The sequence below is a fragment of the Mesorhizobium sp. YC-39 genome (assembly GCF_025753795.1).
Classification (GTDB): Bacteria; Pseudomonadota; Alphaproteobacteria; order Rhizobiales; family Rhizobiaceae; genus Mesorhizobium.
The window spans coordinates 40,564-54,259 of the sequence record NZ_JAOWPS010000002.1 but is presented as its reverse complement, the minus strand read 5'-3'; the positions used below and the strand labels follow the sequence as shown (position 1 = coordinate 54,259).

At 63.4% G+C, this 13,696-nt stretch carries 14 protein-coding genes and 1 pseudogene; 7 read left to right on the top strand and 8 right to left on the bottom strand.

The genetic code is table 11. The annotated features are described in order from the left end of the window. Positions 1–190: 190 nt before the first annotated feature. The 3 genes from OHD62_RS09695 to OHD62_RS09685 form a co-directional block, all read right to left on the bottom strand. The gene (locus OHD62_RS09695) at positions 191–1,111 is read right to left on the bottom strand and encodes an SH3 domain-containing protein (RefSeq protein ID WP_263782397.1); all 921 of its coding nucleotides are present in this window, start codon (positions 1,109–1,111) and stop codon (positions 191–193) included. Positions 1,112–1,347: 236 nt separating this feature from the next. Beyond that, entirely contained in the window at positions 1,348–2,106 is a 759-nt protein-coding gene (locus OHD62_RS09690) for a metallophosphoesterase family protein (protein ID WP_263782396.1), read from the bottom strand. 86 nt (positions 2,107–2,192) lie between these two features. Next, positions 2,193–2,549, bottom strand: a complete 357-nt coding sequence (locus tag OHD62_RS09685) for an ArsR/SmtB family transcription factor (RefSeq protein ID WP_263782395.1) — start codon at positions 2,547–2,549, stop codon at positions 2,193–2,195. A gap of 193 nt (positions 2,550–2,742) precedes the next feature. Here OHD62_RS09685 and OHD62_RS09680 point away from each other — a divergent pair, with 193 nt between their 5' ends. Beyond that, positions 2,743–3,921 carry an MFS transporter gene (locus OHD62_RS09680; RefSeq protein WP_263782394.1) on the top strand — a complete coding sequence of 393 codons (1,179 nt, stop codon included), beginning with the start codon at positions 2,743–2,745 and terminating at the stop codon, positions 3,919–3,921. 34 nt (positions 3,922–3,955) lie between these two features. Here OHD62_RS09680 and OHD62_RS09675 read toward each other — a convergent pair whose 3' ends face one another. Continuing rightward, positions 3,956–4,420 (bottom strand): MarR family winged helix-turn-helix transcriptional regulator, encoded by a 465-nt coding sequence (locus OHD62_RS09675; protein ID WP_263782393.1) that lies wholly within the window; start codon positions 4,418–4,420, stop codon positions 3,956–3,958. Positions 4,421–4,621: 201 nt separating this feature from the next. Here OHD62_RS09675 and OHD62_RS09670 point away from each other — a divergent pair, with 201 nt between their 5' ends. Beyond that, positions 4,622–5,413, top strand: a complete 792-nt coding sequence (locus tag OHD62_RS09670) for an SDR family NAD(P)-dependent oxidoreductase (protein WP_263782392.1) — start codon at positions 4,622–4,624, stop codon at positions 5,411–5,413. A 62-nt stretch (positions 5,414–5,475) separates the two neighbouring features. Here the strand turns inward: OHD62_RS09670 and OHD62_RS09665 are convergent, their stop codons facing one another. Beyond that, a complete protein-coding gene (locus tag OHD62_RS09665; RefSeq protein ID WP_263782391.1) occupies positions 5,476–6,075 on the bottom strand; it encodes a LysE family translocator in 600 nt (199 codons plus the stop codon). Between the two features lie 96 nt (positions 6,076–6,171). On the opposite strand from OHD62_RS09665, the gene OHD62_RS09660 reads away from it, so the two are divergent. After that, positions 6,172–7,038 (top strand): LysR substrate-binding domain-containing protein, encoded by an 867-nt coding sequence (locus tag OHD62_RS09660; protein WP_263782390.1) that lies wholly within the window; start codon positions 6,172–6,174, stop codon positions 7,036–7,038. An 18-nt stretch (positions 7,039–7,056) separates the two neighbouring features. Here OHD62_RS09660 and OHD62_RS09655 read toward each other — a convergent pair. From OHD62_RS09655 to OHD62_RS09645, 3 genes and pseudogenes are all read right to left on the bottom strand, one after another. Continuing rightward, positions 7,057–7,709 (bottom strand): annotated as a pseudogene (locus OHD62_RS09655) (dihydrofolate reductase family protein). A 145-nt stretch (positions 7,710–7,854) separates the two neighbouring features. Then, positions 7,855–8,694 (bottom strand): protein-L-isoaspartate O-methyltransferase family protein, encoded by an 840-nt coding sequence (locus tag OHD62_RS09650; RefSeq protein ID WP_263782389.1) that lies wholly within the window; start codon positions 8,692–8,694, stop codon positions 7,855–7,857. Positions 8,695–8,754: 60 nt separating this feature from the next. After that, the gene (locus OHD62_RS09645) at positions 8,755–10,122 is read right to left on the bottom strand and encodes an Nramp family divalent metal transporter (RefSeq protein WP_263782388.1); all 1,368 of its coding nucleotides are present in this window, start codon (positions 10,120–10,122) and stop codon (positions 8,755–8,757) included. 245 nt (positions 10,123–10,367) lie between these two features. Between OHD62_RS09645 and mntR the strand changes: the two genes are divergently transcribed. From mntR to OHD62_RS09625, 4 genes are all read left to right on the top strand, one after another. Beyond that, on the top strand, positions 10,368–10,820 hold the full coding sequence (gene mntR / locus OHD62_RS09640) for a manganese-binding transcriptional regulator MntR (protein WP_263782387.1): 453 nt from the start codon (positions 10,368–10,370) through the stop codon (positions 10,818–10,820). A gap of 105 nt (positions 10,821–10,925) precedes the next feature. Next, positions 10,926–11,114, top strand: coding sequence for a hypothetical protein (locus tag OHD62_RS09635; protein WP_097572777.1), 189 nt, complete (start codon positions 10,926–10,928; stop codon positions 11,112–11,114). Between the two features lie 193 nt (positions 11,115–11,307). Then, positions 11,308–12,240: a neutral zinc metallopeptidase gene (locus OHD62_RS09630; protein ID WP_263782386.1), complete on the top strand. Its 933-nt coding sequence runs from the start codon at positions 11,308–11,310 to the stop codon at positions 12,238–12,240. A gap of 164 nt (positions 12,241–12,404) precedes the next feature. Beyond that, the gene (locus OHD62_RS09625) at positions 12,405–13,673 is read left to right on the top strand and encodes a TCR/Tet family MFS transporter (RefSeq protein WP_263782385.1); all 1,269 of its coding nucleotides are present in this window, start codon (positions 12,405–12,407) and stop codon (positions 13,671–13,673) included. Positions 13,674–13,696: the final 23 nt, after the last annotated feature.

Here is a 13,696-nt window from a genome sequence, read left to right as displayed (position 1 = left end):
TTGCACGAAAAGCCGGGACGGGAAGACCCGGCCGGTTGTGCTCGCGATTCTGGTATCAGGCTAGGAGGGCCTTATAGGGAAGAGTTTTGGAGGATGTAACCCCCTAAAATGAGGGATTAGGCAGTAGGGCAGTAGGCAGTAGGGGATTGGAGGTTTAAGCGCCTACTGCCTATTCCCTACTGCCTAACACCTAACCCCCGGTCGCCACCGCATCGGTAATCTCGAAGCGTTCGGACACGCCGACGCGGATCATGTTCAGCGTGCCCTCGCGGGTGAAGCGGAACTCGCCTGATGCATCGGCGCTGGCCGGCAGGCCGGCGGCGAAGCTGATGACGCGCGTGCCGCCATCGGGCCAGGTTACGGTGACGGCGGCCTTGCTGTCGCCCTGGCGCGAGATGCTCACTTCGCAACTGGTCATCGGCTGGCCGACATAACGCGCGCAGGGAATCCTGTTTCTGGCGCCAGCGGCTGGCGGCCCCGGTGGCTGCAGCCGCGCAACGGTTTGTGCGTCGGCCGGAGGGGCCGTATTGGCCGCGAGATTCTGCACGGCCTGCGCCGCCTGCCCATCCGGGTCGCCGGCCGGCGGATCCCCATCGGCGGCGAGTGCCAGCCGGTAGGCATCCTCGATGGCGGCCTTGCCGATTGCCTCGGCGGGCGTCGGCGGGGCGTCGGCATTGGCGCCGCCCAGACGTTGCGTCAGGTCGGGCAGCGGCGCGGCCGACATCGCAGGGTTCGCAGCTCCGGCCCAGGCCACGCTTTCACCGGTCGTTTCCATTTCAGCGACTGGCTGTGGATTGATTGGAGTGAGGTAACGCGCGGGAGCCCATCCGGTATTTTGCGGGTTGTCGATGTCCGCGACCTTGCACCATTGATGGCCGTTGACATCGTTGCAGCCGAGATTGTTCAGGCTCGACCCATTGGGCAAGCGCGTCTGGACCTTGCCGCCTGGCGAGGGTTTGGCGCGGATGTTCAAGAGGTCATCGGGAGCGAGGCCCATGACGACGGAGACGATTTGCGCCTCCTGTGCCCTGGCCGGCAGCGCCATCTGCTGCATCGCCATCAAAAGCGCGGCAAGCAGCAGTATCGTTGGGAGCGTAGGTTTGCGCCTCATCACCTGGCCGTGGGCGATTGTATTATGGAAGGCGCGGCCAGGCACGGAAGTGCTGCCGCATGCCGAGCGATTTATAAGGGACGACATGGCGCCATGTAAGTCGGAAAATATGGCCTCGGCATGAGCAAACTGACCTAGTTCAGTGGGGGTATGGGCAGGCTCAGCCTGGGGGTATGAGTTGCGCTCAGCCTGGGGTATGAACTCGTTCCTCGTTCAACCTGGGGCATGAGCTTCGCTCAGCCTGGCATAAACCCGGTGCGCAGCGCGTGCGCCCATTCTGGCCGTCCCGCCTGTTCGGCTTGCAGCGCTGCCGCCTCGTGGTCGTAGTCGACGGCGATGGAATCGAAACGGTCGGAACGGCCCGGTTGGCCGAGTTCGATGATGCCGTAGCGCGCATGCTGGGAGCCTTGCTCGGAAACATGCGCCGGCGGCGTATCGTCGTCATAGGCGGGGCAGCCGATGCTGCCGGGGTTGAAGATGACGGGACCGTCGGGAATGCGGATCAGCTCGTTGCGATGGCTGTGGCCGCACAGCACGATGCGGCAAGAGGGGTCGAGCCCCTTCAGCCGTCGCTTGATGGCGGCCAGCGGCGCGCGCACGAGCTGGCCATCCGAGATCGCGTCGGCCAGGTATTTTTCGTCATGGTCGGGACGGGCATGGAAGGCTATGACGCCGGGCGCGACCTCCAGCGTAAGAGGCAGGGCAAACAGCGCCTCGCGCTGCGCCGCCGTCAGCCGCTCCTGCGCGTAGCGGTCCGAAGGCCACATCTGGTCGTCGGCCGGGTCGACGGCGACGCGGCGGTCGTGGTTGCCACGCACCGTCGGCAGGTTGAGTGCTTCCAGCCGCTCCATGGTTTCGCGCGGCCACAGCGGACCGGAAACGCAATCGCCGAGATTGACGATTAAGTCGGCGCCGCCGCGCTGCTTGAGATCGTCGAGCACGGCATCCAGCGCCAGGACGTTGCCGTGGATATCGGCGAGGACGGCAATGCGCATCAGGAAGCTCCGTGAGTTGACGAATGGGCTGGCAGGGAAGGGCGTACTTTGCAGGGCCTGGGTCCTGCAAGCTTACGACGTCACACTCAGGCTGATATTTCGACCTCGTGGCCACCGACCGCGGGCAGCGCGGTATCCTCAGCGGCGGCGGCAATCACGCTGTCGAGCAGGCCGGGAAAACGGGCGTCGAGATCGTCGCGGCGCAGCGTGATCAGACGGCTGGTGCCGACCACCTCGGCGCGGGTGACGCCGGCCTCGCGCAACTTGGCCAGATGGTAGCTGAGATTGGTCTTGGAGCCGAGATCGAGGAACTGGCTGCAGTTCAGCGGCACGCCTTCCTTGCTGGCGAGATAGCGCACGATGGCGAGCCGGGTCGGGTCGCCGAGCACTGCAAGCACGATCGGCAGGCTGATCTGGTCGGCATGGGGATGAGGCAAGGTCATGCCCGGGAATTAAGCACAATCGGGGCCGATTTCAACGTATCTCCTCCTTCGCTGCTGCACCCGGCTTTGATGCTGCTCCGGCCTGTCCTGACACAGGGCTGTCAGCAGGGCTGGATTATTTGTGCACGGCTTCATTGACATCATGCCCTGTTATGTCCAATTGTTCAATAACTTTTGAACTAAGGATACCGCCATGGACAAGCGCCTCTTCTGGCTTGCGCTCGGATCGTTCACGATCTCGACCGAAGGCTTCGTCATCTCCAGCCTGCTGCCCGATATCGCCGCCGATGCCGGCATCTCGATTCCGCTGGCCGGCACGCTGATCACCGCCTTTGCGCTCGCCTATGCGGTCGGCACGCCGATCCTGGCGACGCTGACCGGCGAATGGGACCGGCGTCGCGTCATCCTGTGGACGCTGGTGTTCTTTGTGCTCGGCAATCTGGCGGCGGCGTTGAGTTCCTCGTTCGAATTGCTGCTGATCGCGCGCATCGTCATGGCGCTGTCGTCGGGCCTGTTCGCGGCAACCGCGCAAGGAACCGCCGTGGCGCTGGTCGATGATCATCACCGGGCCCGCGCCATTGCGGTCGTCGTCGGCGGCACCACGGTGGCGGTGGCGGCCGGCGCGCCGCTCGGCGCGCTTGTCGCGACCATCGCCGGCTGGCGCGGCACCTTCTTTGCCATCGCCGGGCTCGGCGCGCTGGCCGGCGCCATCCTGTGGTACAGGCTGCCGCGTGGCATCGTCGGCACCAGGCTGCCGCTAAGGCAGCGGCTGGCGGCGGCACTGCGTCCTGGCGTGATGCCGATCCTGGCGACGACGACATTGGCCCTGGTCGGCGCTTTCACCGTCTTCAGCTTCATCGCGCCGCTGGCGATCCAGAGCGGGGGCTTGAGCCCGTTGGCGCTGCCCGGCATGCTTCTGGCCTTCGGTGTTGGTGCCGTCATCGGCAACATCGCCGGCGGGCAGGCCGCCGACCGCTTCGGCGCGACGCGCACCGTCGCCTGGTCGCTGGGGTTGAGCGCGGCCATGCTGGCCACGTTTTCGCTGATCCCGACTTTCCTGCCGCACAGCATCGCCGGACCGGCGCTGATGGCCATGATGGTGCCGTGGGGCATTGTCGGCTGGGCGTTCCCACCGGCGCAGGCCAGCCGCATCATCAAGCTGGCGCCAGACGCCGCCCCGATCGTGCTGTCGCTGAACGCCTCGGCGCTCTATCTCGGCGTGGCACTTGGCGCGGTCGTCGGCGGTGCCGTGCTGCGCTACGGCGCGCCGGCCGATCTCGGGCTCGTGGCAGCCATATTCCCGGTCGTCGGGCTGGGCGTGGTGCTTGCCGGACGGGCGCTGGCCCGCCCGGTCGCGATGCCGGCGGAGTAATTCTGCCCGTAGAGACCGGTTGCCGGCCGCTTCTTCACCTCGAAGGAGCGGCAAACGGCTTGTCAAAATCCAGCGCGGCGATGTCATCCAACGCCGCGCGCAGCCTTGCCGCCTCGTCCTTGCCGACCATCGCCTCGAAACGCTGTTGGGCGAGGCTCCATAATTTCATGGCTTCATCGAGCTTGACCAGGCCTTGCGGCGTCAGCCGCACACGCTTGATGCGGCGGTCGTCTGGATCAGCGAAGGTTTCGACATAGCCGTCGCGGATCAGCGGCTTCAACGTATGGCCGAGCGCCGACAGGTCCATGATCAAGGCAGCGGCAATGGCGCTCATCGCCGGCTCGTCGCCGATATGGATCTGATAGAGCAGGCCCTGCTGCGTGGCCTTCAGACCGGAAGGGGCAATCATATCGTCATAGAACTGGCCGAGCTTTCGTGTCGCTCGGCGCAGCGAGGCGTTGTTGCAAAGGGTCAGGCCGGGCAGGGCGGCTTGGGTCATGGCGTGCTTCCTTGGAGGCGAACGGCGTTCGCTCATTCCGCCCTGAAATAATCTTCGACAGTCCGATTGACAAGATAGTGGCATATACCTATTTCGAAGAAAGTGGTATATGCCACTAAATGGAGTCTGGTGGCTTTAAGACAGGCGGGGGCGTTGCCCGCCGCGTTTAGGGCCAGAGTCGAAAACAGAAGGATCAGGACAATGAGCAATCAGAACAAGGGCACGGCGGTGGTCACCGGCGCCTCATCGGGCATCGGCGCGGTCTATGCGGACCGGCTGGCAGGGCAGGGCTATGATCTCGTGCTGGTGGCGCGACGTGCCGACCGGCTCGAGGAACTGGCTGAGAAGCTGCGCTATGCCTACAGCCGCAAGGTCAGCGTGATCACCGCCGATCTGTCCAATGACGATGATGTGCGCCGCGTCGAACAGGCGATCGCGGCGGACGACAGCGTGACGCTGCTGGTCAACAATGCCGGCCTTGGCGGCCAGCAGGTGGTGGCAACGGCCGACGCCGACGCGGCCGAACGCATGATCAAGGTCAATGTCGTGGCGCTGACGAGGCTGACGCGCGCCGTGTTGCCGGGACTGCTCGCGCGCAACCATGGCGCGATCGTCAACATCGCCTCGGTACTCGCCTATGAGACTTCGTTCGGCGGCATCTACAGCGGCACCAAGGCGTATGTCGTCAACTTCACCGAGGCCCTGCACCGCGAAGTCGCGGGCACCAATGTGAAGGTGCAGGCGGTGCTGCCGGGTGCCACCCGCACAGATTTCTGGGAACTTGCCGGCAGTGACATCGACAGCCTCCCGAAGGAAATCATCATGACCGCTGACGACATGGTCGATGCGGCACTTGTCGGCCTGGCCAAGGGCGAAGCCGTCACTGTGCCGGCGCTTGCCGATGCGGGCAAGCTCGACATATTCCTGGGTGCCCGGCAAGCCTTCTACGGCAGCCTGCATGCCGACAAGCCGGCGGCACGCTACGCCGCCTGATCACCTTGTTTGAGCATGATCTTTTCCGAAAACCCGACCCACTTTTCGGGATCATGCATGTCCTACGCTGGCCGCCACATCGGGATGATCGAGGCGGCCAGCAGCAGGCCGAGCGCGATGTTGAGCGCCCGCCACTGCCACTCGGTCCTGAGCAGCCGGGCGAGCAGCGTGCCGGCCATGCACCACAGTGACAGCGAAAGTGCCGCGGCAAGGCCGAAGACCGCGCCGAGCAAAAGCGCCAGCTGAAGAGGTCCATCGGCGAGGGCCGCAAACGATGCCGCCGCACCCATCCCCATCGCCCAGCCCTTGGGGTTCATCCATTGCAGGCCGGCGCCACCGAAGAAACTGCTGGGCTTTGCCATCGACATGTCGAGATTGGGAGGGCCGCTCCGGCCGATCTTGACGGCAAGCCAGACAAGGTAGAGCGATCCGGCGATCTTCATCGCCAATTGCAGGAACGGAGCGGCAGCCAGCAAGCCGGCGAGGCCGGCAGCGCCGGCGGCCGCCACCGAGGCCAGACCGGCCGCACTTCCGGCCATCAGCGGAACCGAGCGGCGAAAGCCAAATTGGGCCCCGGACGCCGTCGACAAGGTCGTGGCCATGCCTGGCGTGGAGGTTGCGACCAGCGCGAACAGGACAAGTGGGAAGATGGTCTCAAACATGCCGTATCCCTTTGTGAAAACCGGCATGCTAGAGGTTGTCGACCATCAGTAAATGCAATGTTTGATATGCTTTGCATTAGCATCTATAATGCCAGCATGACCCGTAACTTCGACACGGCCCTCATCCGAACCTTCGTCACCGTCGCCGACAGAGCCAGCATGACGGCGGCGGCGAACGCGTTGCACCTGACGCAAGGGGCGGTGAGCCAGCAGATCAAGCGGCTGGAGGAGGTTCTCGGCTGCGGCTTGTTCGAGCGCGACCGGCGCGGATTGCGATTGACGCGCGCCGGCGAACGGCTGCTCGGCAAGGCCAAGCGCCTGCTCGCGCTCAATGACGAGATATGGGCCGAGATGAATGGCAATGCGGTCGCGGGCGAGATTCGGATCGGCGTGCCTTATGACCTTGTCGGCACCCTTTTGGCGCCGGTGTTGAAGACCTATGCCGAGATCTATCCGCAAGTGGAAATTTCATTGGTCTGCGCGTCTTCGCCGGAGCTTGCCGCGGCGCTCGCGGCCGGAACCATCGACCTTGCCGTCATCGAGGAAAGGGTCGGCACGTCCGCCGGCGAATGCCTGCTGGTCGACCGGCTGGTCTGGGTCGGCGCCAAGGGCGGCGTCGCTCGCGCCAAGCGTCCGTTGCCGGTGTCGATGGTGGCAGACACCTGTGCTTTCCGCCCGACGGTGATTTCGGCGCTCGACGAGAATGGGTTGGAATGGCGCACCGTGTTCGAAAACGGCAATATCGACGCGACGACGGCGACGGTGCGCTCGGACCTCGCCGTCACCACCTGGCTGGTCTCCACCGTGCCCGCGGATCTCGACATTCTGTCCGATCCCGGGCTGCCGGCCTTGCCGAATTTTTCGATCAACCTGCATCTGCCGAAGCATGGCGCGGCTCCGGCTGCGCAGGAGTTCGCGCGGTATATCAGGGATGGATTGGCACGGCGGGCGGTGGCAGCTTGAGTGCAAGGTCCTGCAAAGCTACTTCCAGTTCTTGCGCCTCTCCAGCTCGGCCGCTGAAGGCTCTTCCGTCGCGAATGACCCGGTCTTGATCTCGCCGCCGCGTTGATAACGCATCATGACGACGCCGGTGCTCGAAGCCTGCGACTTGGTGAGCTGAAGGCGGCGGGCAGCGCGTCATCGCCGAACAGCCGCTTGCCCTTGCCCAGCACCAGCGGGAAGATCAGCAGGGTGATCTCGTCGATCAGGCCATTGGCGAGCAGGGTCTGGATCAGCCTGCTCGATCCCTGGATGAGCAGATCCGGGCCATCTTCCTGCTTGAGCTGGCGCAGCGTGGCCACGACATCATCGCCAAGCGACTGGCTGTTCTGCCAGGACAGCGAGTCTGGCCTGTGCGTCGCCACATATTTGGTGGCGGCGTTGAAACTGTCGGCGATCAGACCGCTCTTCTGATAGGGCCAGTAGGCGGCGAAGATGTCATAGGTCCTGCGGCCGAGCAGCAGCGCGAAGGGTTTCGAGAACGTCTCATCCATCGCGGCGCCCATCACATCATCCCAGTAATGGAACGTCCAGCCGCCGAACTCGAAACCGCCGACCGGATCTTCCTCCGGTCCGCCGGGCGCCTGCATGACGCCATCGAGGCTGACAAATGTCGAGGCGATGATCTTCCTCATTTGATGTTCTCCCTTTTCATTACCCGTATTTCATTACCCGTACCGTCGGGGCCGGATTTCGGCCAAAGGACGGGCGAGCAGGCGCTCATCCGACAGGGCCGGAAAAATTCTGGCGCTTCAGCTCTCACACTCGCCCCCGATGATTTCAGCCTGCTGGCCGGCGGCGAATGTCTTTCGACGAGAACCAGACGTCACCGATGATGGCGATGGCGGTGCGGTCCGGCGCCTTGTCGGCCGTCAGCCAGATCGAGCGGCTGCGCGCGGCCTTGTCGCGGTCGGGGATTTTCGCCTCCGGGCCGGCGAGTGAAGCGCCGACACAAGGGATGAACCATGACCGCATGAACGGGTCGCAGGCAAAACCCCGCTCGGTGCGGGTCACCGTGACCGCCAGGCCGATGCGCTCGGCCGGGCGCCAGGGAAAGACCATGCGGCCACCGGGCTTCAGCGCCTTCAGCCAGTCGGCTGGCGGCGCCACGACGCCGGCATTGACATAGATGATGTCTGACGGCGGCAGCTCGCCGGTCACCGCGTCGCCATGGATGACGCTCACATTGCCATAGGGCTCGAGATTCAGCTGCGCACAGGCGGCAAGATCGTCCTCCAGCTCGAAGGCGGTGACGGTGCCGGGCGAAACCAGCCGTGCAAGCAGTGCGGTGTAATAGCCGGTTCCGGCGCCGACATGGGTGACGGCCTCGCCGGGTTTTGGCGCCACCTTGCCGATCCACATCGCATGCAGGACCGGTTCGCCATTGTTGATGCCTTTTTCGGCATCGAGCGCCACCAGCACATTCTGGTAGATATGGACCGGGTCGGCGCTCGGCGTTTCGAGTTTGGCGTTACCGGCGATGACCGTCCATGGCCCGGGGCCGAGAAAGGCTTCGCGCGGCACCTCAGTGAAAACCGCTTCGAGGCGTGGATCGGCCGAGCCGGCATGGGCGGCCAGCAGCCGCGCGTAGAATTTTCGAGCTTCGGCGATTTGCGTCATGGCCAGGCAAGATAGCGCGGATTGCCGATTTGTCGCGACCGTCCTGGCTGAGAGAAACTTTCAGCCGATGCCGGCGATGGTGTCGTAGAGCAGCTTGAAGTTGAGCACCAGGATGACGGCGGCAACCACCCAGGCGAGAGCCGCGACAGCGCGCGGAATGGCGAACGTGCCCATCTTCTTCTTGTCCGACACGAACTGCACCAACGGGACCACCGCAAAGGGGAGCTGCATCGACAGGACCACCTGGCTGAAGACGAGGAGCTGGCCGGTGCCCTTCTCGCCATAGAGCGCGGTGACGATCACGACGGGAATGATGGCGATGCCGCGTGTCAGCAGGCGCCGCGCCCATTGCGGGATGCGCAGGCGCAGGAAGCCTTCCATGACGATCTGTCCGGCGAGGGTCGCCGTCACCGTTGAGTTCAGGCCGGAGGCCAGCAGCGCCACGGCAAACAGGATCGAGGCGATGCCGAGGCCAAGCAGCGGCGACAGGAGCTCGAAGGCCTGGCCAATCTCAGCGACATCCTGATGACCGGTGCCATGAAAGGCCACGGCCGATACGATCAGGATGGAGGCGTTGACGAACAGTGCCAGGATGAGGGCGATGGTCGAATCCGTCGTTGCCCATTTGATGGCATCGCGCTTGCCGGCCTCGGTGCGCTCATAGGCGCGGGTCTGTACGATCGAGGAATGCAGGTAGAGATTATGCGGCATCACGGTCGCGCCGATGATGCCGATGGCGATGTAAAGCATCGCCGGGTTGGTGACGATTTCCGATGACGGCACAAACATCGAATGCAGGATCGAGCCGACCGGAGGAGCGGCGGCGAAGATCTGAATGGCGAAGCAGCCGAAGATGATGATCAAAAGCGCAACGATGAAGGCCTCGAGGTAGCGGAAGCCCCTGTTCATCAGCAGCAGCACGAGAAAGGCGTCGAGGGCGGTCAGGACCGCGCCGCCGATCAGCGGAATGCCGAACAGCAACTGCAAGGCGATCGCCGTACCGATGACTTCGGCCAGATCGCAGGCAATGATGGCAAGCTCGCAGGCGATCCACAGCATGAAATTGACCGGTCGCGGATAATAGGCGCGGCAGGCCTGGGCGAGATCGCGGCCGGTGGCGATGCCGAGCCTGGCGGCGAGCGCCTGCAGCAGGATCGCCATCAGGTTCGACAGCATGATGATGAAGAGCAGCGTATAGCCGAACTGGGCACCGCCGGCGAGGTCGGTCGCCCAGTTGCCGGGATCCATATAGCCGACCGAAACCATGTAGCCCGGCCCCATGAAGGCGAACAGGCGACGAAACCAGACGCCGGAATTCGGCACCGCGATCGAGGCGTTGACCTCACGCAGGCTGGGCTGCTCGTCTTCCTCAGGCCGGGCAAATCGCCACATGGATCGGGACGCAGATGTGGCTTCGGCTTCAGACATGGAGAGGATTTCCGCTTGAATGGAGGATTGCACCTCCTATCTATGCTGCGACTCAACATTATGCAATAAGCTATGTTTCATTCATTGGTCATGCTTTTGTGATGTGCCCGATCAATGCCCAGACGGATAACCGCAAACGCCGGTTGCACCTGTCCACGAATGCAAATAAACGGCCAGGACAAGGCAAGCCCGTGCTATGAATGTGCAATGCCGGCTTACCGCCGACAGTCGAGGAGGAGCGCGTATTGGCGCTGAAGAAGAAACCAGTCCCGCGCGAACCGCTGCCCGACGCTGAAATCCATTCGGAGGGATTCCGGCAGACGCGAGAAGCGCGCCGCAGCGCGCTGGTCGAGGATTATGTCGAGCTCATCGCCGACCTGATCGAGGACGGCAACGAGGCGCGGCAGGTCGACATCGCGGCGCGGCTCGGCGTTGCCCAGCCGACCGTGGCCAAAATGCTGACGCGGCTGTGCACCGATGGGCTGGTTTCGAGGAAACCCTATCGTGGCGTGTTCCTGACCGAGGCAGGCCGCAAGGTCGCGGAAGAGAGCCGCATTCGCCATCAGACGGTGGAAGCCTTCCTGCGCTCGCTCGGAGTCAGCGCCGAGACGGCGCGCATCGACGCCGAGGGCATCGAGCACCATGTCAGCGCCGAGACGCTCGAAGCCTTCCGCAAGGCGATGATCGCGGCACGCTGATTCCGGATTTTCGCCCGTATCATTCTATTCGATCCACCGGAACCGCTATATCGCCGGTGCGTTTGATATCGTGCCACGCGATTGTCGCGAGGCGAGGAGGATATCATGGGCGTTGAACAGGCACCGACCGCGAAGGGCAAGCAGGCCGCCAAGGGATTGAGGCAGGCTGCCGCGAAAGACGAGCGCAAAACGGAAGCAGAAACCGGGCGCCCGTTGAAAAAAGGTGCCGCCCGTTTCGAGGAGCGCTCGAAAAGCTCGGACGGCAAGAGCGCTGGTGCCAAGCAGAAGAGCTGAACCAGGCCGCCTCTAGAACGATCAGCCAGGCCCGAGTTGGCTTGCGTCTTGGACAGAGCGGCGGGGCCCGTCGCATGTTTTCCAACGTGAGAAATGCTGTGACTTGGGACCATCATTGGGATAATTATTGTCTGACGGGATTGGGCTTGATCACCGCCCGATGGACCGGAAACGTGCGTCATAAGGATTTGCCATGCTCTGGAAGGGCCGTCGTCAGAGTGACAATGTCGAGGATCAACGCGGCCAGGGCGGTGGATTCGGCGGCGGCAGTCCCGGTCAGTTCCGCATTCCAGTCGGCGGCAGCAGTGGCGGCCGCATGTCGTTGTCGAGCCTCATTATCCTCGGCGTGATTGCCCTGATTGCGTGGGGTGTTTTCGGCATCAATCCCATGCAGATACTGAACGGCGGCGGCGACTTGATGCCGGGCGGTGGTGGCCAGATCACCGACAATAGCGGCGAGCAGGGCGGTGGCACAGGTGCGCCGGCCTCCGACGAGATGAAGCAGTTCGTCTCGACGGTGCTGGCCGAGACCGAGGACACCTGGACCGGCATTTTCCAGGCCGAGGGCCTGACCTATGAGGATCCGAAGCTGGTCCTGTTCAGCGGGCAGATCCGTTCGGCCTGCGGCTTCGCCTCTTCGGCGGCCGGTCCGTTCTACTGCCCCGGCGACCACAAGGTCTATCTCGACACCACCTTCTTCCAGCAACTCGACCGGCAATTCGGCGCTTCGGGCGATTTCGCGCAGGCCTATGTGATCGCGCATGAGGTCGGCCATCATGTCCAGAATCTCACCGGCATCCTGCCCAAGTTCAACCAGATGCGCCAGCAGATGGGCGAGGCCGAAGCCAACCATATGTCGATGCAGGTCGAACTGCAGGCCGACTGCTTCGCCGGCGTCTGGGCGCATTTCACCGCACAGAAAGGCCTTCTTGAACAGGGTGACATCCAGGAGGCGCTGAACGCCGCCCAGCAGATCGGCGATGACACGATGCAAAAGAAGATGCAGGGCTACGTCGTGCCGGAAAGCTTCAACCATGGCACCTCGCAGCAGCGGCAGACCTGGCTGGCGCGCGGTTACAAGAGCGGCAAGCTCTCGGATTGCGATACGTTCAACAACCCGATCTGACGCCAAGAAACCTCCGTTTTACCGTCCAGTAGGTATCAGCAGGTGACGACGGCAACTGATGTCAGGATGAGGCAGTTGCAGTTGTTCCCTTATTGTTCCGAAGAGCGGGCTCGCCTATAAGGTGCGTCCGCCTTCGCCCCGGGGCGGCCCGAGGAGATATCATCATGATCGATCCCAAAACCGCCAGGCGGGGCCTTGCGCTCGTTTTTACCACGCTGCTGCTCGACATAATCGGCTTCGGCATGATCATGCCGGTGCTGCCGGTCTATCTCAGGGAGTTGACCGGCGTCGGCGTCAGCGAAGCGGCGATCGAAGGCGGCTGGCTGTTATTCGCCTATGCGGCGATGCAGTTCGTTTTTGCACCTGTCATGGGCGGGTTGAGCGACCGGTTCGGACGGCGGCCGATACTGCTTGCCTCCGTGCTCACCTTTTCCATCGACAATCTGATCTGCGCCATCGCCTGGTCCTACCCGATGCTGTTCATCGGGCGCGTGCTGGCCGGCATTTCCGGCGCCAGCTATTCCACGACATCCGCATTCATCGCCGACATCTCGACCGACGAGAACCGAGCGAAGAATTTCGGCTTGCTTGGCATCGCCTTCGGCGTCGGCTTCGTCATCGGGCCGGTCCTGGGCGGATTGCTCGGCACGTTCGGGCCGCGCGTGCCGTTCTATTTCGCTGCCGGGCTTGCTTTCGTGAACTTCCTAATCGCGCTGTTTTTCTTGCCGGAAACGCTCGATGACAAGCACCGTCGCCGCTTCGAGTGGAAACGCGCGAACCCGGTCGGTACGCTCATCCAGATGCGCAACTACCAAGGCATCGGCTGGATCGGGCTCGTCTTCTTCCTGATGACGCTGGGGCACATGATGTATCCGGCGGTCTGGTCGTTCGTCTCCAATTACCGCTATGGCTGGAGCGAACAGCAGATCGGCTTCTCGCTCGGCGCCTTCGGCCTGTGCGGGGCGATCGTCATGGCGACAGTCCTGCCGCGCGTCATTCCCAGGCTTGGCGAATGGAAGACGGCAGCAATCGGTCTGGCGTTTACCGCACTCAGTGCCTTCGGCTACGCCTTCGCCTGGCAAGGCTGGATGATCTATGCTGTCATCGTCTTCGGCTGTCTCGAAGCGTTGGCCGATCCGCCGCTCAGGAGCCTCGCTGCCGCCAAAGTGCCGCCTTCGGCGCAAGGCGAACTCCAGGGCGCGATGACGTCGATCTTCTCGATCACCTCGATCATCACGCCGCTGCTCTATACGGCGATCTTTTCCTGGTTTACGGGGCCTAACGCGCCGGTGACCTTCGGTGGCGCACCCTATCTGCTCGGCGCGATTTTCATGACGCTGGCGCTCATCGTCTTCGTCACGAAAGTGGCCAAGCCGACGCCGAAGGAAGCCGAGCGCATGCATGCGCAGGAAGCGGTGACTGACACGGCTTGAACGGCGCGGCGCGCGGAAAACCG